This window comes from Vibrio galatheae (assembly GCF_000967545.1).
GTDB lineage: Bacteria > Pseudomonadota > Gammaproteobacteria > Enterobacterales > Vibrionaceae > Vibrio > Vibrio galatheae.
This window is the reverse complement of sequence record NZ_JXXV01000028.1, coordinates 49019-74233: the sequence shown is the minus strand read 5'-3', so window position 1 is coordinate 74233 and position 25215 is coordinate 49019. Positions and strand designations below refer to the sequence as shown.

24 protein-coding genes and 1 pseudogene are annotated in these 25215 nt (G+C 45.8%); 20 read left to right on the top strand and 5 right to left on the bottom strand.

Going from position 1 to position 25215, the window contains the following annotated elements; translation table 11 throughout:
• Positions 1–32 precede the first annotated feature (32 nt).
• The 11 genes from TW81_RS15850 to TW81_RS15800 all read left to right on the top strand — a co-directional run bounded on the left by TW81_RS15850 (position 33) and on the right by TW81_RS15800 (position 13216).
• On the top strand, positions 33–2117 hold the full coding sequence (locus tag TW81_RS15850; RefSeq protein WP_045956707.1) for a chemotaxis protein CheA: 2085 nt from the start codon (positions 33–35) through the stop codon (positions 2115–2117).
• A 90-nt stretch (positions 2118–2207) separates the two neighbouring features.
• On the top strand, positions 2208–2690 hold the full coding sequence (locus TW81_RS15845; protein ID WP_045956872.1) for a chemotaxis protein CheW: 483 nt from the start codon (positions 2208–2210) through the stop codon (positions 2688–2690).
• Positions 2687–3157 carry a chemotaxis protein CheW gene (locus TW81_RS15840; protein WP_084715937.1) on the top strand — a complete coding sequence of 157 codons (471 nt, stop codon included), beginning with the start codon at positions 2687–2689 and terminating at the stop codon, positions 3155–3157. The genes TW81_RS15845 and TW81_RS15840 overlap by 4 nt, the downstream gene beginning before the upstream one ends.
• A gap of 71 nt (positions 3158–3228) precedes the next feature.
• Complete coding sequence (aer2, locus tag TW81_RS15835) at positions 3229–5619, top strand: aerotaxis transducer Aer2 (RefSeq protein WP_045956706.1); 2391 nt, start codon at positions 3229–3231, stop codon at positions 5617–5619.
• Positions 5604–6461 (top strand): CheR family methyltransferase, encoded by an 858-nt coding sequence (locus TW81_RS15830; RefSeq protein WP_045956705.1) that lies wholly within the window; start codon positions 5604–5606, stop codon positions 6459–6461. Before aer2 ends, TW81_RS15830 begins: the two co-directional genes overlap by 16 nt.
• Before the next feature lie 9 nt (positions 6462–6470).
• Positions 6471–7118, top strand: coding sequence for a chemotaxis protein CheD (locus TW81_RS15825; RefSeq protein ID WP_045956704.1), 648 nt, complete (start codon positions 6471–6473; stop codon positions 7116–7118).
• Complete coding sequence (locus tag TW81_RS15820) at positions 7118–8158, top strand: protein-glutamate methylesterase/protein-glutamine glutaminase (RefSeq protein WP_045956703.1); 1041 nt, start codon at positions 7118–7120, stop codon at positions 8156–8158. The genes TW81_RS15825 and TW81_RS15820 overlap by 1 nt, the downstream gene beginning before the upstream one ends.
• Before the next feature lie 30 nt (positions 8159–8188).
• Entirely contained in the window at positions 8189–9358 is a 1170-nt protein-coding gene (locus tag TW81_RS15815; protein WP_045956702.1) for a methyl-accepting chemotaxis protein, read from the top strand.
• Positions 9359–9401: 43 nt separating this feature from the next.
• Complete coding sequence (locus tag TW81_RS15810) at positions 9402–9701, top strand: STAS domain-containing protein (RefSeq protein WP_045956701.1); 300 nt, start codon at positions 9402–9404, stop codon at positions 9699–9701.
• 18 nt (positions 9702–9719) lie between these two features.
• A complete protein-coding gene (locus TW81_RS15805; RefSeq protein ID WP_045956700.1) occupies positions 9720–11417 on the top strand; it encodes a fused response regulator/phosphatase in 1698 nt (565 codons plus the stop codon).
• 119 nt (positions 11418–11536) lie between these two features.
• A complete protein-coding gene (locus TW81_RS15800; protein WP_045956699.1) occupies positions 11537–13216 on the top strand; it encodes a DUF342 domain-containing protein in 1680 nt (559 codons plus the stop codon).
• Between the two features lies 1 nt (position 13217).
• On the opposite strand, the pseudogene TW81_RS19110 reads toward TW81_RS15800, so the two are convergent.
• The 4 genes and pseudogenes from TW81_RS19110 to TW81_RS15785 all read right to left on the bottom strand — a co-directional run bounded on the left by TW81_RS19110 (position 13218) and on the right by TW81_RS15785 (position 16501).
• Positions 13218–13493: pseudogene (locus TW81_RS19110) on the bottom strand (nitrogenase-stabilizing/protective protein NifW).
• 5 nt (positions 13494–13498) lie between these two features.
• Positions 13499–14110, bottom strand: coding sequence for a 3'-5' exonuclease (locus tag TW81_RS15795; protein ID WP_045956698.1), 612 nt, complete (start codon positions 14108–14110; stop codon positions 13499–13501).
• 31 nt (positions 14111–14141) lie between these two features.
• Entirely contained in the window at positions 14142–15299 is a 1158-nt protein-coding gene (locus TW81_RS15790; RefSeq protein ID WP_045956697.1) for a winged helix-turn-helix domain-containing protein, read from the bottom strand.
• Positions 15296–16501, bottom strand: coding sequence for an MFS transporter (locus TW81_RS15785; protein WP_045956696.1), 1206 nt, complete (start codon positions 16499–16501; stop codon positions 15296–15298). Before TW81_RS15785 ends, TW81_RS15790 begins: the two co-directional genes overlap by 4 nt.
• Before the next feature lie 307 nt (positions 16502–16808).
• Between TW81_RS15785 and TW81_RS15780 the strand changes: the two genes are divergently transcribed.
• The 7 genes from TW81_RS15780 (at position 16809) to TW81_RS15750 (ending at position 22869) form a co-directional block, all read left to right on the top strand.
• On the top strand, positions 16809–17408 hold the full coding sequence (locus TW81_RS15780; protein WP_045956695.1) for a DedA family protein: 600 nt from the start codon (positions 16809–16811) through the stop codon (positions 17406–17408).
• Entirely contained in the window at positions 17392–18522 is a 1131-nt protein-coding gene (locus TW81_RS15775; protein WP_045956694.1) for an ATP-grasp domain-containing protein, read from the top strand. The genes TW81_RS15780 and TW81_RS15775 overlap by 17 nt, the downstream gene beginning before the upstream one ends.
• A gap of 22 nt (positions 18523–18544) precedes the next feature.
• Positions 18545–19093: a hypothetical protein gene (locus tag TW81_RS15770; RefSeq protein WP_045956693.1), complete on the top strand. Its 549-nt coding sequence runs from the start codon at positions 18545–18547 to the stop codon at positions 19091–19093.
• A gap of 2 nt (positions 19094–19095) precedes the next feature.
• Complete coding sequence (locus TW81_RS15765) at positions 19096–19842, top strand: NRDE family protein (RefSeq protein WP_045956692.1); 747 nt, start codon at positions 19096–19098, stop codon at positions 19840–19842.
• Entirely contained in the window at positions 19839–20276 is a 438-nt protein-coding gene (locus tag TW81_RS15760) for a YHS domain-containing (seleno)protein (RefSeq protein WP_045956691.1), read from the top strand. The genes TW81_RS15765 and TW81_RS15760 overlap by 4 nt, the downstream gene beginning before the upstream one ends.
• 23 nt (positions 20277–20299) lie before the next feature.
• Positions 20300–22051 carry a lysophospholipid acyltransferase family protein gene (locus TW81_RS15755; protein WP_045956690.1) on the top strand — a complete coding sequence of 584 codons (1752 nt, stop codon included), beginning with the start codon at positions 20300–20302 and terminating at the stop codon, positions 22049–22051.
• Between the two features lie 203 nt (positions 22052–22254).
• Positions 22255–22869 carry a TetR/AcrR family transcriptional regulator gene (locus TW81_RS15750; protein WP_045956689.1) on the top strand — a complete coding sequence of 205 codons (615 nt, stop codon included), beginning with the start codon at positions 22255–22257 and terminating at the stop codon, positions 22867–22869.
• 49 nt (positions 22870–22918) lie between these two features.
• On the opposite strand, the gene TW81_RS15745 is transcribed toward TW81_RS15750, so the two are convergent.
• Positions 22919–23344, bottom strand: coding sequence for a methyl-accepting chemotaxis protein (locus TW81_RS15745; RefSeq protein ID WP_162197058.1), 426 nt, complete (start codon positions 23342–23344; stop codon positions 22919–22921).
• Positions 23345–23713: 369 nt separating this feature from the next.
• On the opposite strand from TW81_RS15745, the gene TW81_RS15740 reads away from it, so the two are divergent.
• Positions 23714–24541 carry an AraC family transcriptional regulator gene (locus tag TW81_RS15740; protein ID WP_045956687.1) on the top strand — a complete coding sequence of 276 codons (828 nt, stop codon included), beginning with the start codon at positions 23714–23716 and terminating at the stop codon, positions 24539–24541.
• Positions 24542–24575: 34 nt separating this feature from the next.
• The gene (locus TW81_RS15735; protein WP_045956686.1) at positions 24576–25190 is read left to right on the top strand and encodes a LysE family translocator; all 615 of its coding nucleotides are present in this window, start codon (positions 24576–24578) and stop codon (positions 25188–25190) included.
• Positions 25191–25215 lie beyond the last annotated feature (25 nt).

The following is a 25215-nucleotide window of genomic DNA, read 5'->3' as shown; positions in this document are numbered from 1 at the left end:
CTCACGACAACGTCATTTGGTGAGGCGACTATATGGCTTTAGACATGGAACAGCTACGCAAGATGTTTTACGAAGAGTGTCGTGAAAATCTTGATGTGCTTGAAGATGTACTCCTTAACTTGGATCCGAATCATGTAGAAGATGAATCGATCAATACGATATTTCGTGCCGCACATTCCATCAAAGGCGGCGCTGGCACTTTTAATCTTCTCGACATCAGTGAATTTACTCACAACGTTGAGGCTTATCTTGATTTAGTCCGAAACAATGAACGCTCGTTATCGGCAGAGACGGTTGATTTGCTGCTTAAAAGTGGTGATTGTATTCACAGCATGCTTGAAGGGCATGAACAAGGAAGTGAAGTCAATGAAGCGCTTAAGCTCGAAGTGAGTGAGAAGTTAGCCCGCTTATTGGGCGAATCAAGCGATGGTGATCTGACCGTCAACGAAGAGCCTAACGATACCATAATGGCCACTGATGCTAACCCTGCTCAGCCTTGGCTAATCACCTTTGCTCCCCACCCTGAAATGTTTTTCAGTGGTAATGATCCCCTACGTATTTTACGAGAACTTAACGAACTCGATGATTCTTGCGAGATTTCGGCTGACTGCTCAAAACTACCGGATATCGACGTAATTGAAGCAGAGCTGTGCTTTCTCTCATGGACAGCAAGCCTAGATGGCTGTGTGGATGAAGAACTGATCAAAGAAGTGTTTGAGTGGGTTGAAGACGAGTGTGATTTAGTTATAGCGAGAGCCCAAGCCGAACAGCAAATACATCCCGAGCAAAAGAATTTAGATACACAATTGGAAACGAACGAAAGTGTGTCGCCAGAACTTCCCCCTGCCCTTTCTGAACCTGCCAGTGCGAAAGAAACTAAGTCAACTAAAGTGGCGAAATCCGATTCGAGTGTCAGTTCGATTCGCGTCGATATTGATAAGGTAGATAGCCTGATTAACTTAGTCGGCGAATTGGTGATTACACAATCAATGCTGACTGAAATTGGTAACGACTTCACGATAGAGAAGCTAGAGAAGCTCAAAACGGGATTAGATCAACTGCTGCAAAACAGCAAAGACTTACAAGAGAACGTACTTAATATCCGTATGTTGCCGATGAGTTTTGCTTTTAGCCGTTTTCCCCGTTTAGTTCGTGATCTATCCAGTCGCCTTGAAAAACAAGTGGATTTGCAAATTAAGGGCGAACAAACCGAACTTGATAAAACGGTTCTGGAGCGCATTGTTGACCCACTTGTTCATCTGGTCAGAAATGGCATCGATCATGGTATAGAACAACCTCAGGCACGCCGTGATGCCGGCAAAGACGAGATGGGGATAATTGAACTCAACGCTTATCATCAAGGCGGCTCAATCGTCATTGAAATCAAAGATGATGGCGCTGGTTTGAACTGCGACAAACTTTGGAATAAAGCGCTTGAAAAAGGTGTTCTGGCCTCGGACTCGCGACGAGAAGAGTTTTCCGATAAACAGATCATGAACTTGATTTTTGCTCCCGGTTTCTCGACGGCGGAACAAGTGTCAGATATCTCAGGGCGCGGTGTGGGTATGGATGTGGTGAGGCGCAACATTGAAGAGCTGGGCGGTCATATCGAAGTCGAATCACAACTTGGTGCTGGCAGCCGTTTCACTATTAGTTTACCGCTCACACTGGCGATTCTTGACGGCCAATTAGTTCGTGTCGCTGGAGAAGTCTATGTCATACCGCTATTAACTATCGTTGAGTCGATTCAAATAGACTCTAGCTGCATCAAACTTGCTTCTGGTGGAGTAGAGCTTTATCGCTTGCGCGAAGAAAGCATCCCCATTTTACGCCTGCAAGATGAATTGGAGATGGGCACCAGCGACAGCTTGGACAATGGCATTCTCTGCTTTGTTGAGGCGGCGGGAAATCGTGTTGGTTTATTGCTGGATGAATTGCTCGACCAGCAGCAAGTTGTTATCAAAAGCTTAGAGTCGAACTACAGCAAAGTGGCAGGAATTTCTGGAGCTACCATCTTGGGTGATGGTTCGGTATCACTCATTCTCGATATCCAAGGATTGATTACCAATTTCTTAAATCGAGCTTCTGAGTCGGCCCATAAAGGCATTGCAGCGTAGGGGGCATTTATGGACGGAGTGGCGAGCGAACTGAAAAACATCAATGCAATGTCTGATGCAGCAAAACAGGGCATTGAAGCTCAAGCTGAAATGCTATTAGAAAACGTCAGCTCTGAAGTGAGCGAGAGCGCTGATTTTCTCAGCTTTCGACTAGCAGATGAGCTCTACGGAGTGGAAATCAAAGATGTCGAAGAGATTCGAGTTTGGGAGCGGCCAACACCAATTCCAAGAGCACCAGAGTTTGTCCGCGGAGTCATTAATTTGCGTGGCATGATTGTGCCGGTGGTTGATTTACGGCTGCGATTCTCTATTGGTACGAACGACTACCTGCCGACCACAGTGGTTATCGTGCTGCGATATAGCAATGGCGAACAAGACCGCCTTATGGGCTTAGTTGTGGATGCTGTCAGCGATGTCGTAAGTCGCGGTTCAAATGAGCTGTATCCTTCAGTCGGAGAGTCGCTTGTGACCCCTTATCTGCAAGGGCTTATTAACGTCGGCGAGTATGTGATGTCATTGCTAGACACAGAAGAGCTGCTCAATATCGACCGCATTTTGAGGACTGACAGATGATGACAACACAGGAGTTTCTCAGCTTTGTTTTGGAAGGGGAAGAGTATGGTGTTCCCATTCTTGATGTACGCGAAGTGAGAGGCTGGAGTACGGTAAGACAGGTTCCAAACTCACCGGAGTATATGAAAGGGGTGTTAGAGATTCGAGGTGAATATGTGCCGATTGTTGATTTACGAATGCGCTTTGGCCTCGCTCCAGCGCAAATCAGTTCAACAACAGTTGTGATTGTTTTGAATGATTCACATAAGCACCCATTAGGAATTATCGTTGATGGGGTGTCTGAGGTTTATCCGCTGACAGAAGAGCAAATTAAACCGTCACCTCATGTATCGACCAACGTTGACCATAGTTATGTTCGGGGTATTGCGTCGGTGACTAATGGACATCTAATACTGATTCATTTGGAGGCTCTGTTTGATGTAGCTGAGCTTCCTGTTCCCGACCAAGAGGAAGAGAGTTGGGCCTAATCTCAGCAGGAATAATTGACATTTTTGCTGCAAAAAACACGTCAGAATAAGCAACCAGTGAGGGAAAACTCATGGCATTTTGGAATAGGAAAACAGCACCCGCTGCACAGTTTGAAGCACCAACGCAGGATACATTAACCGACGAGCAATCAGAGCAAGGCGTGTCAAGGGAGCAACTGTTCTCGGCTTTAAATGCGGCTCAAACGGCTTTGATGATGATTGACCGTGATTTTAAGATTACCTATCTCAATCAAAAGTCAGTTGACTTGCTCAAAACGCATGAAGCGTTGTTTCAGTCAATGTGGCCTAACTTCCGCGCCTCGGAGGAATTTTTGCTTGGTTATTGTATTGACCTATTTCATGCCAATCCAAGTCACCAACGCCAAATGCTGTCATCACCATCTAATCTCCCTTACACCACAACAATTAATGTTAAAGATGTCCTGATTGAACTCAATGTTGGCGCAATTATTGATAAACAAGGGAATTATGTAGGTAATACGCTAGAGTGGTCTGACGTAACTGAAAACGTTAAACAAAATAACGAAATTTCTCGTCTACAAGCGGCTGTCAACCAAGCGCAAACAGCAATGGTCATGATTGATAGAGATTTCAACATCACTTATGCGAACAAAGAAACCATTAGCTTATTCAAACAACATGAAGCCACCATGCGCACTGTGTGGAGTGGTTTTACTGCGAGTGAAGAGTGGTTAATGGGGCGCTGTATTGATGAGTTCCACCGCAATCCGGCTCACCAGCGTAAAATGCTCGCTGATCCCAGCAATTTGCCTTACAGCACCGACATCAATATCGCTGACATTAAGATCGAGCTCAATGTTGCTGCCATCCATGACGCTCAAGGAAATTACATCGGCAATACGCTTGAGTGGCGTGATGTAACGGCAGAGCGAGCCAAAGAAGAAGAAATTGGTCGCTTGGCCTCTGCGGTCTCGGGTATGACGACGAATCTAATGATGGCCAACAAAGATGGCATCATTACCTACTTAAATCCGGCTCTGCAAACCTTGCTCAGTAGCCGAGAAAGTGATTTGAAAAAAGTCCTTTCAGGGTTTGATGCGAGTAATCTGGTCGGTAAGAATATTGATATATTCCATAAAAACCCTGGTCATCAACGCAGCATTATTACCAATCCAGATCGCTTGCCTTTTTCCTCTAACATCGCTGTTGGTGGGCTTGAGTTTAATCTCACCTGTATTGCAATGCGCGATAGTGAAGGGAATTACATTGGACCAGCATTACAGTGGATCGATATTACCGAGCAGCAAGATGGTCAACGTCAGGTCGAAGCTCTGATTCAGAAAGCCATTGTTGGTGAGCTGGATGATCGCATCGACACCAGTGTTTACAACGGATTTATGAAAGAACTTGGTGATGGTATCAACAATCTTCTCGATACCATGGTTGCGCCAATGAGGCAGTGTATTGATGTCATGAGTCAGGTCGCTGACGGCAACCTCAATACCACCATGCCAGACGACAACACGGGTGAATTTGAACGCTTGTCTAATGCGGTCAACACGTCAATCCTCAATCTAAGAAATATGGTCGACAAGATCACTCAATCCTCTGCTCGCGTCGCCACAGCTTCGAGTGAAATTGCTGAGGGTAACAATGACTTAAGTCAACGTGTTGAAGCGCAGGCGTCGAATTTGGAAGAAACCGCGGCGAGCATGGAACAGATGACAGCGACGGTGCGCCAAAATGCGGATAACGCCAAAGGAGCCAACGAGCTTTCTGATGACGCAGCGAAGAAAGCCAGCAAAGGTGGCGAAGTTGTTGGCCAAGCGGTTTCAGCGATGGCTGAAATCAACACTGCAAGTAAGAAAATTGCCGATATTATCGGGGTTATCGATGAAATTGCTTTCCAAACCAATCTGCTGGCGTTGAATGCGGCGGTAGAGGCTGCGCGAGCCGGCGAGCAGGGTAGAGGTTTTGCCGTGGTTGCGGGTGAAGTTCGTAACCTTGCACAGCGCAGTGCTGCAGCGGCTAAGGAAATCAAAGGGCTTATCAATGATAGCGTTGAGAAGGTCGATGAAGGTTCACGTTTAGTGGATGAATCAGGAGAAACGCTGAATGAGATCGTCGATGCGGTGCAGAAGGTTACGGAATTGATTGCGCAAATCGCGTCGTCGAGCCTAGAGCAATCCACAGGAATAGACGAAATCAATCGAGCAATTAGCACCATGGATGAGATGACGCAACAAAATGCGTCCTTGGTCGAAGAAACATCAGCAGCAAGCCAATCACTTAAAGACGAAGGTAAAGAGCTCTTACACTTAATGAACTTCTTTGTTACGGACAGCAATGTTGCGACGTTTGACGCTAAACCGCACGAAAAAGCCAGACAAGAAACTAATGTCCGAGATATTCGAACACCTAAGGTTGCCAACTCTAGCTATAAGCTTGAAGAGGATGGAGACGAATGGGAAGAGTTCTAGCTCAAAGCGAGAAGGCCGCACCCTTAAATCAGGAATTTGAACTCACTGATAAAGATTTCAAATTCATTCAATGGTTTATGCACAAGAATGTCGGAATCTTCTTCTCTGATAGAAAACGAACCATGGTGTATGGCAGGGTAAGCCGTCAACTTAGACGGCTTGGCCTAAAACGCTTTAGTGAGTATCGCCCGATCATAGAGCAAGATGCGGAAGAACAACTCACTTTTATCAATTGCCTTACGACCAATAAAACGCAGTTTTTCCGCGAGTATCATCACTTTGAATTTATGGAAAAGGTGCTGATGAAAGAGTGGCGCGAGCAAGGCGTAAAAAGGTTGAAGATTTGGTCTGCAGGTTGCTCGACCGGCGAAGAGCCATACAGCTTCATTGCTTCGTTGCACTGGTCTAATGCTCTGTCCTATTTCGATGATGTGAAAATTACTGCTACAGATCTGGACACTAAGGTATTAGCTCACGCGAAAACAGGGGTTTACAGTGACGAGGCGATATCGAGCATTCCCAACAAATACCTTAAACCTTGTTTTGTGCGCGGCGTAGGCCAGCACCAAGGTCAAATTAAATGCAAGGTAGGGTTACAAAAACGCATCCTTTTTCATCGCTTGAATCTGTTGGAAGAATGGAAATTTGAGGAGCAGTTCGATCTTATCTCATGCCGTAATGTGATGATCTATTTTGATAAACAGACCCAAGAAAAATTGCTCAAGCGTTTCCATCAACATCTTAAGCCAAATGGCGTTCTTTTTATCGGTCATTCCGAGGGTGTTCCGGCTAGCCTAGATATCTTTCATCATCTCGGCCATACCATTTATGTAAAGAAATAGGCATCCATTATGCAGAGGTCTTTCAATAGAAAAGATAGTTATGAAAATAACCACTTCAGTCGCTTCTATCATCCTTCAAGAGAGAAGCACATCGTGAAAGTGTTTCCTGGTGGCGTATATTGTACGCAAAAGACCGACGAGATTATTGCGACGGGATTAGGATCTTGTATTGCTGCTTGTATATGGGACGAACAGAAGGCGGTAGGTGGTATGAACCATTTTTTACTTCCATTTGATAGTCGAACGCAACTGAGGTCTTGGAAGCCTGAAGAGGTTGTTTCAACTGCATCACGTTACGGCAGTTTTGCGATGGAGATATTGATAAATGAGTTGATTCATAGAGGCGCACGACGTTCTGCGTTGCAAGTCAAACTATTTGGTGGTGCGCAAATGTTAGGTCTCAACAGTATGGTCGGAGAAAAAAACGTCCAGTTCATTCGCAGCTATGTTGCTCAAGAGCGTTTAGAGGTTATCGCTCAAGATCTCGGGGGGCTGGAGCCACGTCGAGTACTATTTGACCCCATTAGCGGTAAAGCTTGGCTCAAACGGATACCGTTTACAGAAGTACATAACGTACAACATCAAGAAGAAAAATATGCCCGTCAGTTGGATAAAGAGAGTCACCGTCCTCATGACGACGATGTGGAGTTGTTCTGATGAGAAAAATAAAGGTTCTTATCGTTGACGATTCCCCAGTATTTAGAGCGTTGCTTTCGCAGTTAATTAGCTCTGATCCTGAATTAGAGGTCGTAGCGATGGCTGAAGACCCATATCAGGCTCGGGATTTGATCAAACAACATAACCCCGATGTGCTGACGCTGGACATTGAAATGCCAAAAATGAATGGCGTGAAGTTTTTAAAAAACTTAATGCGATTACGTCCTATGCCTGTGGTAATGATTTCAACGCTGACTCAGCACGGGGCCGATGCAACCTTAACCGCGCTTGAACTCGGAGCTGTGGATTATTTTCCTAAACCTTCGGTAGATAGTACTGCCGAAATGGTCAACTACAAAAAACTCGTTAATGAAAAGATTAAAATAGCTGCGGGTGCGAATGTGGCCAGCCAACCGCTGGGCTCTATGAGTGAATCTATTTCCGTTCCGACACAGAACAATAAAACCGAAGTGATTGCTATCGGAGCATCGACTGGAGGAACCGAGGCGGTGAAAAATGTTTTGTCGGCGTTACCTGCTGGTTTGCCGCCTATCATCATTACTCAACATATCAGTGCGATGTTCTCCCCTTCATTCGCTGCTCGGCTTAATGAAAACAGTGATATTGAGGTCAAACAGCTCGACGTAAATCGCGCTCCGTTAGTGAATGGTTGTGCCTACGTAGCGCCTGGTGACAAACATCTAGTGGTGATACGCAGAGGCGATCGTTTGTATTGTCAGCTCGACGACAGACCGACAGTCAACCTGCATAAACCATCTGTGGATGTGATGTTTGACTCGGTAGCAGAAACCGTGGGCAAAAACTCAATTGGCGTCATTTTAACTGGAATGGGCAAAGATGGCGCTCAAGGGCTATTGAGTATGAAAAAGCTAGGAGCAAAAACCATTGCCCAAGATGAGGCCTCTTCGGTTGTGTGGGGGATGCCTCGGGTTGCCGTAGAGCTGGATGCGGCGCTCTCAATTTTAGACTTAAACAAAATTCCCAAGCAAATCTGCCAGTACTTGGCAGCAAAAGATTAATCAGGCGAGTCACTATTTCAAGGAACAACGATGAAATCGAATAATAGCAGTATAAAAATCAAGTACTTCATCGCAGTAGGGATACAGATAGCGCTGTTATCGTTGGCAATGAGTATGTCCACTTCATTGGCACTTGTCGCCGCTATGATAGCCGCAGCGGCCATACCGTGGTTTGTTATCGCAAACCCTGCCTCATCAGTAAGTAAGTCGAAAGTGCATAACAACAAGGCTCAGAGCCATCATCTTAACCAAGCGCCACCCGCGGAAATCTCGCCCATGTTGGGAAAAATTTCTCGGCAATTGATTGAGCCGTTAGAGCATCAACGGAGTGTTGTTGATGAGTCAGTCGAGACACTCAACGAAAGCTACTTTGAATTGCAAAAAATTGCTGAGGAACAAAATCACATTACCACAGACCTTGTTGACAATTTGCTGGGTAACCGCGACAAGAACAATGATATCAGCCAGGTGCTACCAAAAACCGAGGCGATCATTCGTCAGTTTGTGGAAACGCTTGTTAACGTATCGGAAAGAAGTATTTCCGCCGTCCACAGTATTCACGATATGTCAGACAAGTTAGATGCGGTATTTAAGCTACTCGCGCAAGTACGTGGCCTATCTGAACAGACTAATTTATTGGCTCTGAATGCAGCTATTGAGGCGGCGCGAGCAGGAGAAGCCGGCCGTGGTTTTGCCGTTGTCGCGCAAGAAGTTCGTAACTTGTCTTTGAAAGCGAAGGAGCTCAACGACGAAATCGAAGAAGAGATCAATGTTGCGCAAAGTACCGTCCAGCAGGCTAACAAAACGGTTGGCGAAATGGCGTCGATCGATATGACTGACGCGATTGAGTCAAAAGATAAAGTGGACGAAATGTTGCGTGGTGTTCATGAGATTAACCAATCGGTAGAACAAGAGCTGAAGAAAATTCGTTCGAGTGGTGACCTACTGCATGTTCAAGTCGATAACGGGATCAGGGCACTGCAATTTGCGGACATCATCGTCCAACAAGGTGATTACGCCCGCCAATCGGTGGACTACTTGCAGAAATTTGCCATTTTGTGTGAACAGTGGGCAAATCAAGAAATCGATCAACAAGCGTTCACAGAGGGTGTGGTTGACTTACATCATCAAGCCGAAAATCGAGGAGCGCCAGCTGCATCACAAGAGAGTATTGAAGAGGGTGAAGTTGAGTTGTTCTGAACCACAATGCGTAGATTTAAACCAGTGAGGTAAAAGAAAAATTATGTCAGTAGAAACCGTGATTGATTCAGCGTCCAAGCACATTACTATTCTAATTGAAGGGGCATTTGGCTTTAACTTAGTTCAGGAGTTTCGTCGTTGCTATAATGACCGTCAGGAATTTCGATTTACCATCGACTTACGCAAAGTTGACTACATTGACAGTGCAGGTCTTGGCATGTTGCTCAATATGCACAACTATTTAGGCCAAGGGGATGGCACTATCCGTATTACCAACACACTGCCTCAAGTGAGGAAAATCCTAACCATATCTCGTTTTGATAAGAAATTTGCCATTGAGTAAACCACTCGGAGGTCTGTTATGCATGTAATGATCGTTGATGATCATGCGACCAATCGTGAATTGTGTCGATTCATGCTCAATCACCTAGTCGAAACCGTGACGACATTCGAAAACGGTGAAGGGGTGGTGGAAGCTATGCGCAAGATGGACAGATTGCCTGATGTCATACTCCTTGACGTTATGATGCCAATTAAAGATGGATTCACAACGGCAGAAGAGATTAAGCAAGCGTTTCCCGATGTCCATATTCCCATTATATTTTTAACCGTACTTGATGATCATGTCTCTTTTGAACGCTGTTTGACCGTTGGCGATGACTTTATCCTCAAGCCGGTAGAGCGCAGTGTTTTAATCGCCAAAGTGCAAGCGCATTGCCGCATCGTTCGTATGCATAATGAAGTTAAAGCGCAGCGCGATGAGCTCAGCCAATTTCATGAGCAAGTTCGCTACGATTACGCTATCGCTGAGTCCATTTTCTCTAACTTGATGCATGAGATGAGTTCTCAGGTTAAGAATATCTACGGGATTAACTATCTATCGACCCCTTCTACCGTGTTCAATGGCGATTTGATCGTGGTGGCAAACCGACCCCACGGCGGTGTTTACGTCATGATTGCGGATGCAACGGGGCATGGATTGCCAGCCGCCATTTCTGCCATCCCTGCAACAAGAGCTTTTTTTTCCATGGCGGCTAAGGGGCTAGCGTTAGGCGAAATAGCGCGCGAAATTAACGACGTTTTAGTGCGCTTCCTTCCTTTGGGTATGATGCTAGCGGCGAGTATCTTCGAAATTCGCGCCAATGGATTTGAAGTATCTTGGTGGGGCGGTGGACTTCCTGACGGTTACCTCATTGATGCTGACGGTAAGATTGTACGTCGTTTGACGTCAACACATATGCCGCTCGGTGTATTAAAAGCGCATGAGTTTGAATCAAACATTACTCACTTCAAGCTTGAACCAGACCAACAAATTGTTTGCTATACAGATGGTGTTATCGAAGCTATGGACGAGTCTGGCGAACAATTTGGTCAAGAACGACTTGAAGCCTCATTTGCGAAAAGTCAGGCGGTCATTCCTGTTCTTTACGAGGCGGTGCGACAATTTGCAGATAAGTCCGTCGGGGACGATTTATCTATCTTGACCATGAAGTTTCCGATCCTTAATGGCAATACTCAAGAAGTACCAACAGAGCCAGTTCAGTATAATAAAGTCCCTTCCTGCTCGACATTGCGCCTCGACGGAACAGTACTTCGCGAAGTCACGGTAATGACTGAGATTAGAAAGTTTCTTGCTGGCATCTTAACCAGTGGTGCACATCTTGATCTGGTTTGCTCCGTTCTATCAGAGCTATTTGCCAATGCCATAGAACATGGTCTATTGAAGCTCGACTCGTCGATTAAAGATCAGCCTGATGGTTTTTTTCTGTTTTATCAAATCAGGGAGGAAAAAATAAAACAGCTCGACGATAGCGCTTGGGTGGAGTTGGAAGTGAATTATAACCCTACTGAGCAAAAAGTGACGTTTGATCTTGAGCACAGCGGCGATGGCTTTGACTACGAGAGTGACAAACATGAACCCGCCAATGATCTAACGCATGGACGAGGCATCATTCTTGCTACTGAATTGTGTGATTCATTGGAGTATTCCAAACAAGGTCGTCGCGTCACTGCTGTGTACTCTTTAGCGGCAACGCATCACTTTCCTAGCTCTAGCTAACGTTATTTACACTGTAAAAACGCCTTCTAGTGATGTATGCCTTAAATTGCCACACTATTGATATTGTTGGAGGAATAACTTCTATACACTCGGGTTAGGAAGTACATAGGGCAGAAGGCATGTGGAATAAGTTTGTCGCGTTTTCTGATAACAATGAACAAGTTATCGCAAAATTGTCTCCCGACATTACGGTAGATAACAGTTTTGACACTCGTGGATTGAGTGACGCTCTAACAGCGCTCGGAGCGGGTGATTTGTATGTGTTAGAGGATGAGGTCACGCGATTCATCAATCTGGCTAAGGACATGAAAAGTGAGGCCTATGTGGGCATCACGATCGCTGAGGTGCGCGATGCTAAAGTTGAGGTCGTGCTGTCAGATCACGATATGCTGGCTAGCATGATCGTTACTGGGGCATATAAAGGTAAACCACTAAAAGGTCCCGAGATTGTCCAAGCGCTTGCGCAGGCGCATATCACTAAAGGCATTAACAAACTCGCGCTGAAAAAAGTACTCGTTATGAGTCATCAGCTTAAAGCGGGCGCCACTTTTACTCAGCCTGTCGCAAAAGGTAAAAACCCTATCCAAGGTAGCGACGCAAAATTTGTCGCTTTGGTAAAAGATCCGACTAAGCAAGTTCTGGCCCCAAAAGCGGAAGATGAGGGCGGTAAAGTGGACATGCTTAACCTTGGCGAAACCATCACTGTTGCCGAAAATGATCCGTTAATGAAGCGAGTTCCTGCCACAAAAGGCAAGCCTGGTATGACGGTTCAAGGTAAACCCATTCCACCTAAACCGGGCAATGATGCCGTGCTTAAACCAGGTAAAGGCACGAAAGTTTCACCCAATGATCCCAATCTGCTCGTCGCTGAAGTGTCTGGTATGCCAATACTGAAAGAGCGCACTGTTGATGTCGAAGATGCACTGTGTCTGCCTACGATTGGCGTCTCAACCGGACACGTCAAGTTTAAAGGTAACGTGGTTGTGTTTGGCAATATTGAATCGGATATGGTGGTAAGAACCACAGGTTCATTGACCGTGGGTGGTTTTATTGAATCGGCAGACGTCCAGGCACAAGGTGATATTGAAGTAGCAAAAGGCATTATTGGTCACAATGTTTCTGAGGACGATAAAAAGAGCTGTGTGGTCAAATCTGGAGGCTCAATTAAGGCCAACTACGCCCAGTTTAGTGAGTTGCAAGCGGCCAATGATATCCATCTTGCGGTGCATTGTATGAACAATGAAATTCGTTGTGGTCATAATTTGGTTGTGTGTGATGCCAATGAAAGGCAAGGCACCCTCAGTGGGGGAAGTGCGAAAGTCGGCGATAAAGTTAGCTGTGTGAACTTGGGGGTCGAAGGTGATACAGCAACACATGTTCACGCTTTTGCTCGCTTTCAGATGTTTAAAGATCGTCAAGCGAAGTTAAAAGAGCAATACACCCAAGCGCAAGAAGCCACAATGGGCCTGATTCGCAAGGAGCTAGAGTTTAAGAAGATTCCTAAGGCAGAACGCACTCAAGAGCAAGCCGATAAGCTAGAAGCCGATAAAAGCGAAGCCAATGAATACCTCGAAAAAGTCAAACATGCCCGCGATACTCATGAGCAAGAGTTAGAAGTCGCACTCGCTGATACCAACATCGAGGTAAAAAATAAAGTTTATTCTCATGTGACGGTTCAGTTTGGCGAAGAGAAAGTGACCACCAAACGCATACATGGTCCAAGCATATTTAGCTTTAACCAGTTCGAGATTAAGTTTTCTTCGATGCTTGAATCAGAGGATGTGGGTCAAGAGTTGTGAGTTATCTTCTCTGACACGAAGTGCACCCGCGACAAGCGGAGCGGGTGTGCTTATCTAAACGGCTTCGCTGTATCTTACAATAGGCATTCTTTAGCGCATGTCTGCCAGCAAACCAATCCTCTGGTTTTTCAAGAATTAAGTAGCCATTAAATCGTTTCACCAACTGACTGCGATACTGGTCGATAAACTTACTGTCACAACCAATTTAAAAATAGTCTAGCGCTTGCTCTATCGAGGTAAAGCTCCCAATCGTCTGCTGAAGGTCTGTTTTGCTCATCGGTGTTACCGATACCGCTCTAGCAACTTGGCAACATCATGCTTACTGGTTTTGCTGATTTTTTGCATCAGTTCAAATGAAGGCTGGTGGATGCCTTGCTGTTCCATCTCTTCGATCATTAACAACCACAGTTTTGCTGTCATCTGCGAATCGGCCAGAGCGCGGTGAAATACGCCGTCGTTAGCGATATTTTTGAATCGGACTAAGTCACCTAACTTGTGACTCGGTGCCTGTTGGTTGAGCCTGCGCGAAACGAGCAGCGAGCAGGCAAATTCGCCTCGATAAGTTCGATTTACACGCTCAAGTTCGGCATCAAGAAAACGTTTATCGAATGAGGCATTGTGTGCGACTAGGTTGTCGTCGGCGATAAAATCACAAAACTCTGCTATTACTTCAGCACAACTGGGGGCATGGGTTAGCATGTTATTGGTGATGCCTGTGTAGCCTTCAATGAAGCTACTGACTCTAAAGCCAGGATTCATTAATTGCTGAAAAGTATCGACGACTTGACCATTGATAAGCTTTACCGCACCAATTTCTATTGCTCGATCGCCCATGTTGGGAGATAAGCCAGTGGTTTCGAAGTCGAGTATGATAACGGAGTTTGCAGATGACATTTACAATCCTGGATTTACTATGAGCGTGACGTTAACGGCTATTCTCTGATGTCTTCAAGATAGCAAAGCGCTCGCATTGATTAAACTGAGCAAAGGCTTGAAGCTCTTGCTCTAACGCACTCATAAAGTTTGATTTATCCTTCAATGAGGATTCGGTGAACAAGTGAAGCACATTCAGTATTGAATTGCTTTTGTCGACTTTGCAATCTGCTCGCGCCACCAACTTGCCATCCCATAAAATAGGTAAGCAGAAATAACCAAATTGCCGTTTGGCTTGTGGGACATAGCATTCAATGAGATAGTCAAAGTTGAAAACCGCGCTGGTGCGTTTTCTTTGGATCAGCAGGTTGTCAAACGGCGATAGAATTTTAGCTTGTTTGCGATTGAGCCTTTTATCGAGCAGCTGTAGAGCGTTGCTATCAACCACATATTGCTCACTGCCAATTATTACCTGAGCGATCTCTCCGCTTTCTATCAGCTCGTTTATCGCTTGTTGGACGCCTTGTTTAACATCTTTAAGTTGATAGGTCATTTCTGCCAAGCGGCCAAAACTGTGCGCTTTGAGGTAACTCATGACAAGAAATCGAGCGTGTTCTTGTGCGGAAGGCATCGAAACATCGATTGTGCTGGGCAACACGCGTTCGGTTAAATCGTAAACCTTGTGGAACCCGCGCCGCTCCGAGATCATCAAATCGCCCTGCATATAGAGGTTTTCTAATGCTTGCTTCGTGGGCTTGGTATTCCAACCGTCAGTTTTATGCGTTTTTGACTCAAAGTCCTTGGCCATTAATGGCCCTTCACACTCAATGCGCTTGAGAATTCGACTCATCAAGGCTCGGTCTTTGCAGTACCAATGCCTTTGCTGCCCTGACTTTATCGCGGCCTTGCGCGGCAAGCTATAGCGAAAACTACTCATGGGCAGGTAGGCGGCTGCGTGAGCCCAATACTCAAACACTTCGCCATTAGCGACTAGTTGGTCGAGATGTTTGGGTTGATAACTCGGATTGCGGCTCCACAGTGTGTGGTGGTGCGCTCGCTGAACCACGGATATGGTATCAATTTGCACGTAACCGAGTTGCTCGAAAGCCGTCAGCGTTTTGGCGTAGGCGCTGCCTTTGCTGGAACTGGCTGGCAGCCCTTGGGCAAGAAGGGCGAGTTTTTGTGCTTGAGCTAAAGAGAGTGACTTCATGTTGTAATGCTTTGTCCTTTTTGCTGCATCGATTGCACCACGTTAAAACCACGTACAATGTTACCAAGCGTAATCGCAGCAAAAATTAGAATCACGAACGATAGGTGCCAAGCCTGACTTAATCCAAGCTGGACGAGCGTCATACTGACAATCGATGAGGCGATCATTTGTCCTCCCCCCGACATAGCTGCAGCCGCACCTGCCTGTTGCTTGTATGGTTGCATGACCATCGCTTGGGCACAAGGGAGCGCAATCCCGTTTCCGAGAATCATAAGCCATTGTCCAAGCATCAAGTAAATGGGTTCAACCGGGCAGAAGAAAAACCATAGCGCAGAGCATGTATGCAGTATCGGGGTAAAAATAAGCAGTTTTTTACTGCCGACTTTTGGCCTGACGCGATTGTAAATACTGGTGCCAGTGATCATCCCTAATGCAGGTATGAGCGCCCACAATGCATATTCATCGGATGTCATGCCTATTTGGTCTTGCATTATGAAGGGCATGACAGACACCGTGGTGATCATCAAACTAAAATTGAGCCAACCAATGGTGGCGAAACTCATAAAGTATCGTGAGGTCAGTAGTTGTTTATACTGCACCGCCATCTGTTTTAATGATGGAACCTTGCCATGCGTGGCTAAAGTCTCGTCAAATCGGAATAGCAACATCGCCCAAGCAACAGCAACATAACCAAGTAGGGAGACGAACACCATCGTCCAACCAAAATGATAGTTGATGAAGCCGCCAATGATGGGAGCGACTAAAGGTGTAATCGAAGCGGCCATGGCGATATACGACAGGGCAACAGGCAGTTGGGCGCCACTGTATCTGTCTCGCGTGGACGCTCTGGCGAGTACCGCGCAGCAGCCCGTGCCTAAGCCTTGCAGCAGGCGACCAACCACCATGCCATTGAACGAGTCGTTATAGACAATAATGACTGCCAGTCCTGACAGCGCGACAAGTAATCCACCAAGCAGTACTTTCTTTCTACCCAACGAGTCAGAAATCGGTCCATATATAAATTGAGAAGGGCCAAAACCAAGTAAGTACACACTAACCAAAAGCTGAGCCTGATCCAGTGAGATGGTGAAATCTTTGGCTATCCAAGGGAGTGAGGGAAACACCAGTCCCATACTGAGTTGGCCAATACTGATGATAAGACACGCCAGTAAGATGGCTCTAAATTGAATTGGTTTACTCATTACACCTCGCTTTGTGAACAACTTGACGACGACTCTAACGGTCTATGCAGCGATTCACTAAAAGCTCGTTGAGTTGGAAAGTTTTGATCATGGCTGCGGAAAGTAGCCGATATATCCGCTTCCACTAAATAGCAAAAATTACGCTGAATGTGAAAGTTTTCTGCCAGCTATCCTATCTTTATCAATGTAGCGTATGAAATGAGTGTGAATCATAAACTTACTCACACTGTTGCTGTGAAAAGCAAGGGTACTGAATACACGTGATTCGTATGGTGCGTGTTGGCTTAAGTAGGATGGACAAGGTGTGATGGAAATAGCGACGACAATTGAAGCTTGGTTGTTTCAAGACAATGTGCCTGTGACCATGTTATTTGTGGGCATCGTTTTGCTCTCGTACCTGCTAGAAGACTTGGCCATTGTTACGGCGGCGACCTTGGCTGTTCAGGACCAGATGTCAACATCATTGGCGTTGATGGCGATTTTTGTTGGCATCAGCAGTGGTGATCTCGGCTTGTATTGGCTTGGCAAAGCGGCGAAGAAAGTCCGTTTTCTTCGTTATCGATTGTTTCGCTATCAGCGTGCACGAAGCCTGCAACGTAAATTGCACCAGCAAGCGTTTATGACCATTTTCATAGTGCGTTTTATCCCCGGCCTAAGAACCATTGGCTTCACTTTAAGCGGCTTTCTTGATGTTCCTAAAGCGAGGTTTTTCATTGCAGTGTTAACCGCCACCAGTTTGTGGACGGGATTGGTGTTCGGTTCATTTTTCCAACTTGGCAGCATGCAATGGTTTCAAGACAACCCGATGAGTTGGCTGCTCATTCCTGTAGGGCTAGGTCTAATGCTACTGCTTAATAAACTGATTACTAAAACATGGTTAAGGAATTCCTATGATCCAGCCCGCTAACGTTGAGATGATTCCTCAGGGCAAGGTAAATGCTGGCATGCCAGTGCTCCATCAACCAAAGCGAGTGATTTCTCCGTTTGAATTCTTGCCTGCTTGGTTTTTCTACACGCCTGTCGTTTTGCAAAGCGCTGCGCTGAGTGTTTTTCATCGAGATTGGGCATTGCCACTAATTGCAAACCCAGCGATAAAGCTAAGCGGAATGGTGGGGGAGTCTAAACACGATATCTTCTCTTGTTCTGGTGCTCAGACTCAACAGTGGATCTTACCCTTTGTCACCTTGACCAAGACTCATGACAGCGTCGAACACTTGGTAGACAAAGCACTGCGTCAGCTCAAAAACGCTGGCCTAAAATACCCACTGGTTGCGAAACCCGATCTTGGCTGCCGTGGTGTTGGTGTCAAGCTTATTCACAGTGATGAGCAACTGCATCATTACTTCGATACATTTCCAACATCGGGGCGATTTCTGCTGCAACAAAAATCGCATTACAGCGCAGAAGCCGGGGTGTTCTATGTTCGGCAGCCCGGTGAAGCACGCGGTCAAATCATCTCAATCACTTTGAAATACTCGCCACGTGTCATTGGTGACGGTCAATCAACGCTGCGACAGCTCATTGAGAGATGCCCTAGAGCTGGAAAACTTCAGCATTTATATCTGCCGCGTCATCAAGAGCAGCTCGATATTGTCGTACCTGATCAGGATGAATTTCAATTGGCATTTGCCGGCAGTCACTCCCGCGGAGCAATCTTCCGCGATGGTAATCAGTTTATTACCGAGGCATTGGAACAAAAGCTAGATCAGGTTTTAGCGGAGTTTGATGGCTTCAACTATGGTCGCCTTGATATCAAGTTTAAAGATATTGAAACCCTAATGAACGGCCATAGTTTTGACATCTTAGAGATCAATGGTGCGAGCAGTGAAGCAGCACATATTTGGGACAGTGATACACCGCTTGTCGCCATTTTTACTACCTTATTGAAACAGTACCGGCTGCTCTATCAGATAGGTTCTAAGTATAAGAAGCAAGGTCATCAAACACCGACGCTTAGGGCATTGCTGCAAGCTTGGCGGGAAGAGAAGCGCTTAACCGAGCGTTATCCGATGACGGACTAAAGGTACTGCGAGGAAGAAAACGATGAAAAATATGATCACTCGATTAGCTGAAAACAGCGACACGCCTCCTTCGCAAACCGTGATTGGTTGTATCGAAACACTCAGTCAGGGGCATGAATTCCTTGAAACCTTGAGCCACGAAGATTACGTGTTTATTGCGCATCCTCATGTATGTAGCTCGATTGGAGAGCACTTTCGCCATTGGCTCGATCTCTTTTTAGCGATCAAGCTTGAACCGAGCAAAATAGATTATAACGTCCGTCGTCGTGGTCATGTGGTTGAGCGAGATTTAGATGTCGCCAAACAAGAAATTAGGGATCTGATCGAGTGGTTATTTGCGCTACCGTCAAGTGACTTAAATCAAGCCGTCGTCGTCGAAACCGAGGTGATGTTGTCGCAAACTCATGTCGAAGAAGTGTCTTCGACTTTAATTCGTGAGCTCACGTTTGTGGCTTTGCATGCGACTCATCACTTTGCGATGGCAAAAGTAGTTGCGTCGTTGCGTGGCGTGGATTCTGAATCTAGTTTTGGCGTTGCACCAACGACAGCGACCTATCAAAGGGCTCAATAACTATGTGTACATTATCTTGGCTGTATCGGGGTAACAATCATTATGAAGTGTACTTCAATCGTGATGAACAACGTTCGCGGTTACCCGCATTGGAGCCTCAAAGCGCCGTAATTGATGAAGTGCATTGTGTCATGCCCATCGACCCAGTTGGCGGAGGTAGCTGGATATCGACCAATGAGTATGGTGTGACTGTGTGCTTACTTAACTTCTATCAAGGTAAGGTGCCGAGCGGAGCGCTAACCAGTCGCGGTTTGATCATTAGAAACTTGGCAAGCAGCTGTTCAAGTCAAACAGTCGACAGTCGGCTGATGGAGATGGATTTACATACCTTTGCGCCATTTGTGGTGGTTTCTTTTGACACTCGTCGCACCGCCAATGAAACCGTACTGTGGACTTGGGATGGTTCGTGCTTAAGCCGCTCTCACGCAGTTGCGCCTATCGTGTCTGCGGCAATGCATTTCGATGCGGCTTACCAATATCGACGCGATCTCTTTAATGAACTTGTTACCCGTGTAGCAGATGATGAAATCGGACGATTGTTTCATCAAACCTATGATGAAAACTATCCGCACCTTTCACCCTTGATGACAAGAAATGATGCTCGCACGGTAAGTTTTACCTCAGTTGTCGTGTCTTCTAATAAACAAGAGATGATTTATCAATCGTTCGACAATCAACGTAAGGTTGATTTTCACACCAGCCTAAGCTGTTTGAAGCGCTGTACTGTCGAACAAGGAGTGTTGAAATGAAAAAACTATTTGCTCTACTCATTGTTTTGGTCAGCTTGCCCGCTTTTGCTGCCGATGAGATTTATACCGGGATCTTTAGCAATAAAGCGCTGAATGGGTATGACACCGTGGCTTATTTTACCCAAGGTAAGCCCGTAAAAGGCAACAGCCAATGGCAACTTGAATACAAAGGTGCAGATTGGTACTTCTCGTCACAGGAAAACCTCAACAAATTTAAAGCGGCTCCAGAAGCCTATGCTCCTCAATACGGAGGTTATTGTGCTTGGGCAATTTCGGCGAAAAATGATTTTGCTTCAGCAGACCCGAATCAGTGGGCCATTGTCGATGGCAAGCTTTACCTTAATTATGACGCTGAAGTAAAAAGCTGGTGGGACCAAGATCGTGCTGGTCATATTTCGGCTGCCGACAAAAATTGGCCTGCGCTGATTAAATAGTAGATTGATGAAAGGAGCGTAAGATGATTGATAGTCCTTTTCGATTGCCGCGTAAAACCCCGTTTGGGATTGGCGAAAGTGTTGTTGAGTGGGCGACAGGGCTTGCGACGCTAGACGCTCTCTATAAACAACAAGCCTTACCCGAAGACAGCTTTGAGTTTATGCAAGAAGCTTTGGCTCGAATTGGAGCCCGCTATCAGGTGGAGCATGGCAGCCTTAACAACATACCTCAGCAAGGACCGGTATTGATTGTTGCCAACCATCCATTTGGCGGTATCGAAGGGATCATTCTCGCCGCGCTGGTTTCAGAGGTGCGTAAAGATGTCAAAGTACTGGCCAACGAGCTACTCAAACGTATTCCTGAGTTGGATGACTTGTTTATCGGGGTTGATGTGTTTGGTGGTGAAAAAGCCAAGCGAACCAATCGCATAGCGATCAAACAAGCGAACTCACACCTTACTCAAGGTGGCGTACTTATTGTCTTTCCGGCAGGGGAAGTGTCATCGTGGCAGGCCAATGAAAAAAGAGTGACAGATAAGGCGTGGAGTAAATCGGTGGCGAAGTTTGTTAAGCACTCGCAAGCGACCACAGTGCCGCTGTTTATCAATGGCATGAATAGCAAGCTGTTTTATCAGGCCGGGCGCATTCACCCATTGCTGAGAACGGCGTTATTAGGTCGCGAGCTACTGAACAAATCGGGTGAAATTATCTCTGTTTCTGTCGGAACCCCCATCCCTTACAGCGAGATAAAGGATTTCGACAAAGAGGAAGATATTACTCAATACTTTCGTCTCAATACTTATTTGATGGGGAGCATGGGCAATGAAAAAGCCCCGACTATCCAACGTGAAGGTGCCGAGCCAATCATTGCTCCCGTGTCAGTTGCAGCGTTAGAGAATGAACTGCGTCAATTAGCTCAATACAAGTTGTTAGAACAGGGAGAGTTTGCGGTCTATTGTGCTCCCACTCCCGTTATACCGAGCATGATGCGTGAAATTGGCCGTGTGCGTGAGGAGAGCTTTCGTGAAGTCGGTGAGGGCAGTGGGCGTAGCTGTGACATTGACCAATTTGATCAAGACTACTACCAGCTGTTTGTGTGGAACAACACCAATCACGATTTAGTTGGCGCCTATCGTTTAGGGTTGGTGGATGAATTGGTCGCAAAAGGAGGGATAGATTCGCTCTACTCAACCAGTTTGTTTAACTATGACGAAGCTTTTGTCGCAAGTTTAGGTACCTCCATTGAGGTAGGGCGGTCTGTGGTAGCAAAACAGTATCAGCGTAATATGCACTCTCTACTGCTGTTATGGAAAGGGATTGCGGGCTTTGTTCAGCGTCATCCGCAATACACCCATTTATTTGGCCCCGTCAGTATCAGCAACGACTACAGCCCAGTAGCAAGACAGTTGATTGCCTCTGTGATGTCGATTCACTATTACGATGATGAAAAAGCGAAGCTGGTAACGCCGACAACACCACTGCAAAAATGCGGGCAAGAGTTTTGGCGTCCAGATATGCTGAGTTCATTGTCTAAACTTCCCTTACTATCAAAAGTGCTCAGCCGCTTAGAACAAGGCCTTGGGCTGCCTGTATTGCTACGTCAGTATCTTGGTTTGAACGGCAAATTGGTCTGTTTCAACGTCGATCCAGCATTTAACTTTGCGCTTGATGGCTTGATCGTCGTGGATTTGACCGCCGTTCCCGCCCGAACTTTGGGAAAATACATGGGCCAGCAACAAGCGCAAGCCTATTTGGATAGCCATGCCTCTGGGTAAAAGTTCGCTTGTCGTTCGTCTCATGATAACGGCTGTTTCACCTCTGTTTACAATGTAAATTACACGCAAAAACGGTAATGGTGAGCCGCTATATTGCAGAGATACGCGATAAGGTGTGATAACAACGAGCCTGTTCGTGTCTCTATCTTGTCTTGGCTAATATATTGTTTACACTGAGGGCTGCTAACGAATAGGGAACCTCGATGAGTCGTATTAGGAAAAAGAACCAGCAACTGATTATTGAAGTCGCAAGTGAGCAGTTTGCAACTCATGGTTATGCTGCGACTAAGATGGTTGACATTGCTCTAGCTGCGGATATTCCTAAAGCGAACGTTTTTTACTATTTCAGCTCCAAAGACAAACTCTATTACGCGGTGTTGAAAACGGTCACTCAACCGTTACTTGAAGCGTCCCAGCCGATCGAACAGCTAACTGATCCGGTTCAGGCACTAAGCGAATATATAGAAGCCAAACTGCGGATTTCACGCGACCATCCTCACGCATCTAAAGTGTTTGCCAATGAAGTAATGTCGGGGGCAAAATCTCTGCCTGAAGATATTGGTCGCGAGTTGTTTAATCAATCGAGAATGATCATCGATAAGTTTTCCACTTGGTCTCAACAAGGGTTAATGGACGATATTCCCGCGCATCATTTAATGTTTACTATTTGGGCCGCGACTCAAACGTATGCTGATTTTGGTTGGCAGATCTGCAATGTGATGCAAAAAGAGCAGCTCGATAATGACGATTTTAAGCAAGCTGCCCAGTTTATTACTCAGCTAATAATTAAAGGTTGTGGTGTTCACGCGAAACAATGAAGTGCGAGTATTTCCATCTCTAGAAAGATGTGTTCTGCCAACCTTTCAGCTAAGACACCTTAAATTGACTGACTTTATCACCTAATTCCACCTGCTTGGCGAGCAGTTCATCGATCAGGCGGTTGCTTTCGACAATGTCGTTTTCTGCGGTTACACATAGCTCTTTAAGCGTGGTGATATTGCTTGTCACATCGCTGGTAACGCCTTCCTGCATTCTTATGGCGGCCACGGTTTGCTGGTTGAGTTCTGTTAGGTGGGTGATTTCACTTGAGACTTCCTGAAGAGATTCATTCGCCAGCCCTGTCAATTTGGTCGTTTCCTCTCCCTTAGCCATACCCTCATTCATAACTTGGACGGAATTTTGAGCAATGGTACTCAGTAGGCCAATGCTTTCCTGAATCATACGCGTACTTTCTTGTGTCCTTATTGCGAGGGAGCGAACCTCATCAGCAACTACGGCAAACCCTCGCTCCATCTGCTGTGTCCCACGCATTACCGACGATATACTGGATATCGGACGAGCTATCTGAGAGCAGTTTTAATGAAAATGCGCTCACGAAAATCACAATGAGCGTAAATAGACCTGATGTAATAAAGACTTTGTGCTTAATCGTCATACACACCTCATGTTTGAGACATAGTAATTGCTTAAACTGCTTAGCGATGGTGTTATTGATAGGCTTTAGTTTAGTCTAATCTACAAAAAAAGGCTTAGTTGCATATCATGGCAGGGTGAGGCAGAGATAGCTGAGGAATATGAGCAATTTTGTTCAAGTTTTTTATTGATAGCTTGAATATATTGGCCTAGGAGTTATGTGAAAGGTCAAAAATCGAAGGAGAGGGTGTGAGTCAGGACAATCACTTTACATACACGAGTAGTTCTCAGCACGATGATGTATCTGTGCTGTGCGCAACCATGAGTGATTTTACCTACGCCAAGCATGCCCACGAAGAGTACTCCATAGGCTTGACGTTGCAGGGAAGGCAAGACTTTTTCTGTCGCAGTGCTTATTACAAGAGTACTCCTGGTTGCGTGATGCTATTCAATCCTGAAGATATTCATGATGGTCATTCGGGGGTTGAGCAGAGCTTAGAATATGTGATGCTTTACGTTCATCCCAAAGAGTTGCAGCCTCTGTTTCACGCGTTAGGCCACAAGAAAGAGACTATCTTAAGGTTAAATGACACTCTGATTGATGATCCAATTTTACGTCATCAAGTATACGATATGTCTCAGCGGCTTCAGGGGCAGTCCTACTCAAAAATTGAACATGAAGCTGGTCTGTTTCAGTTAGCTCAGTCAATGACACGTTTGCATGGCAGTTTACAGTTGCCAACGTATACCTCACGAGCCGATAAACTCTTGTTAAGAGCAAAAGACTATATTTTGGCTAACCTAGCGAATGACATCTCAATTGATGATATTGCCCAAGTTGCCAATATGTCTAAGTTTCACTTTATCCGCGCTTTTCGCGAATGCTTTTGCATTACTCCACATCAATACGTTTTGAATTGTCGCATTAACTATGCGCGTAGACAGTTGCTAGCAGGACACAGTGCCACGATAGCGGCCGTCGCGTCTGGTTTTGCCGATGCTAGCCATTTAAACCGCAACTTTAAACGCGTATTTGGCATGACACCAAAACAGTTTCAGCTTCAGTTGACTCGTTAAATAAACCAGACGACTGCCTTTGTCGGAGTAAAACATGTCAGAAATTTTCGCCTATGCGATCGGTGTTATGTACACCCCTGGTCCTATCAACTTATTAGGTTTACACAGTGGATTGAATAGACAAACCCGTCCTCATCTTGGCTTTTTTGCTGGGGTAGGGATGGCGATGTTTATCTTGTTTGCCATGTTGGGATTTGTTGGTCTCAAGTTTATTGACCCACAAGTGTTGCCTTTCATCAGTTTGGCAGGCTGCCTGTATATTTTGCATATCGCGTGGAAAGTGGCGCGTGCGAATGTCGAGCTTTCTGACCAGGCAAAGGGGGCCAAATCATTGAGCTTCAGAGATGGGCTCCTAATGCAGTTGCTTAACCCCAAAGCGTTGGTGGCTACCTTACCGATTTCAACCATTCAGTTCCCAAGTGTTGGAATTACGGGTAGCGCGATTGTTTTATGGTCAATGGTTCTGGCGGTACTTGCTTTTGGTGCACCGACTGGCTATTCGGTAGCAGGTTTGCTGTTGGGGAAGCGCATTTCTAATCCCAGGTATTTCAAAGTCTTTAACTTGTTAATGGCAACATTATTGGTTTACGTATCATGCACGATCGGCTACCAACATGTTGTGCTGCCTTGGCTCTCAATTAGCCTCTAAATGTCACTTAAAATCAGGCATCAAC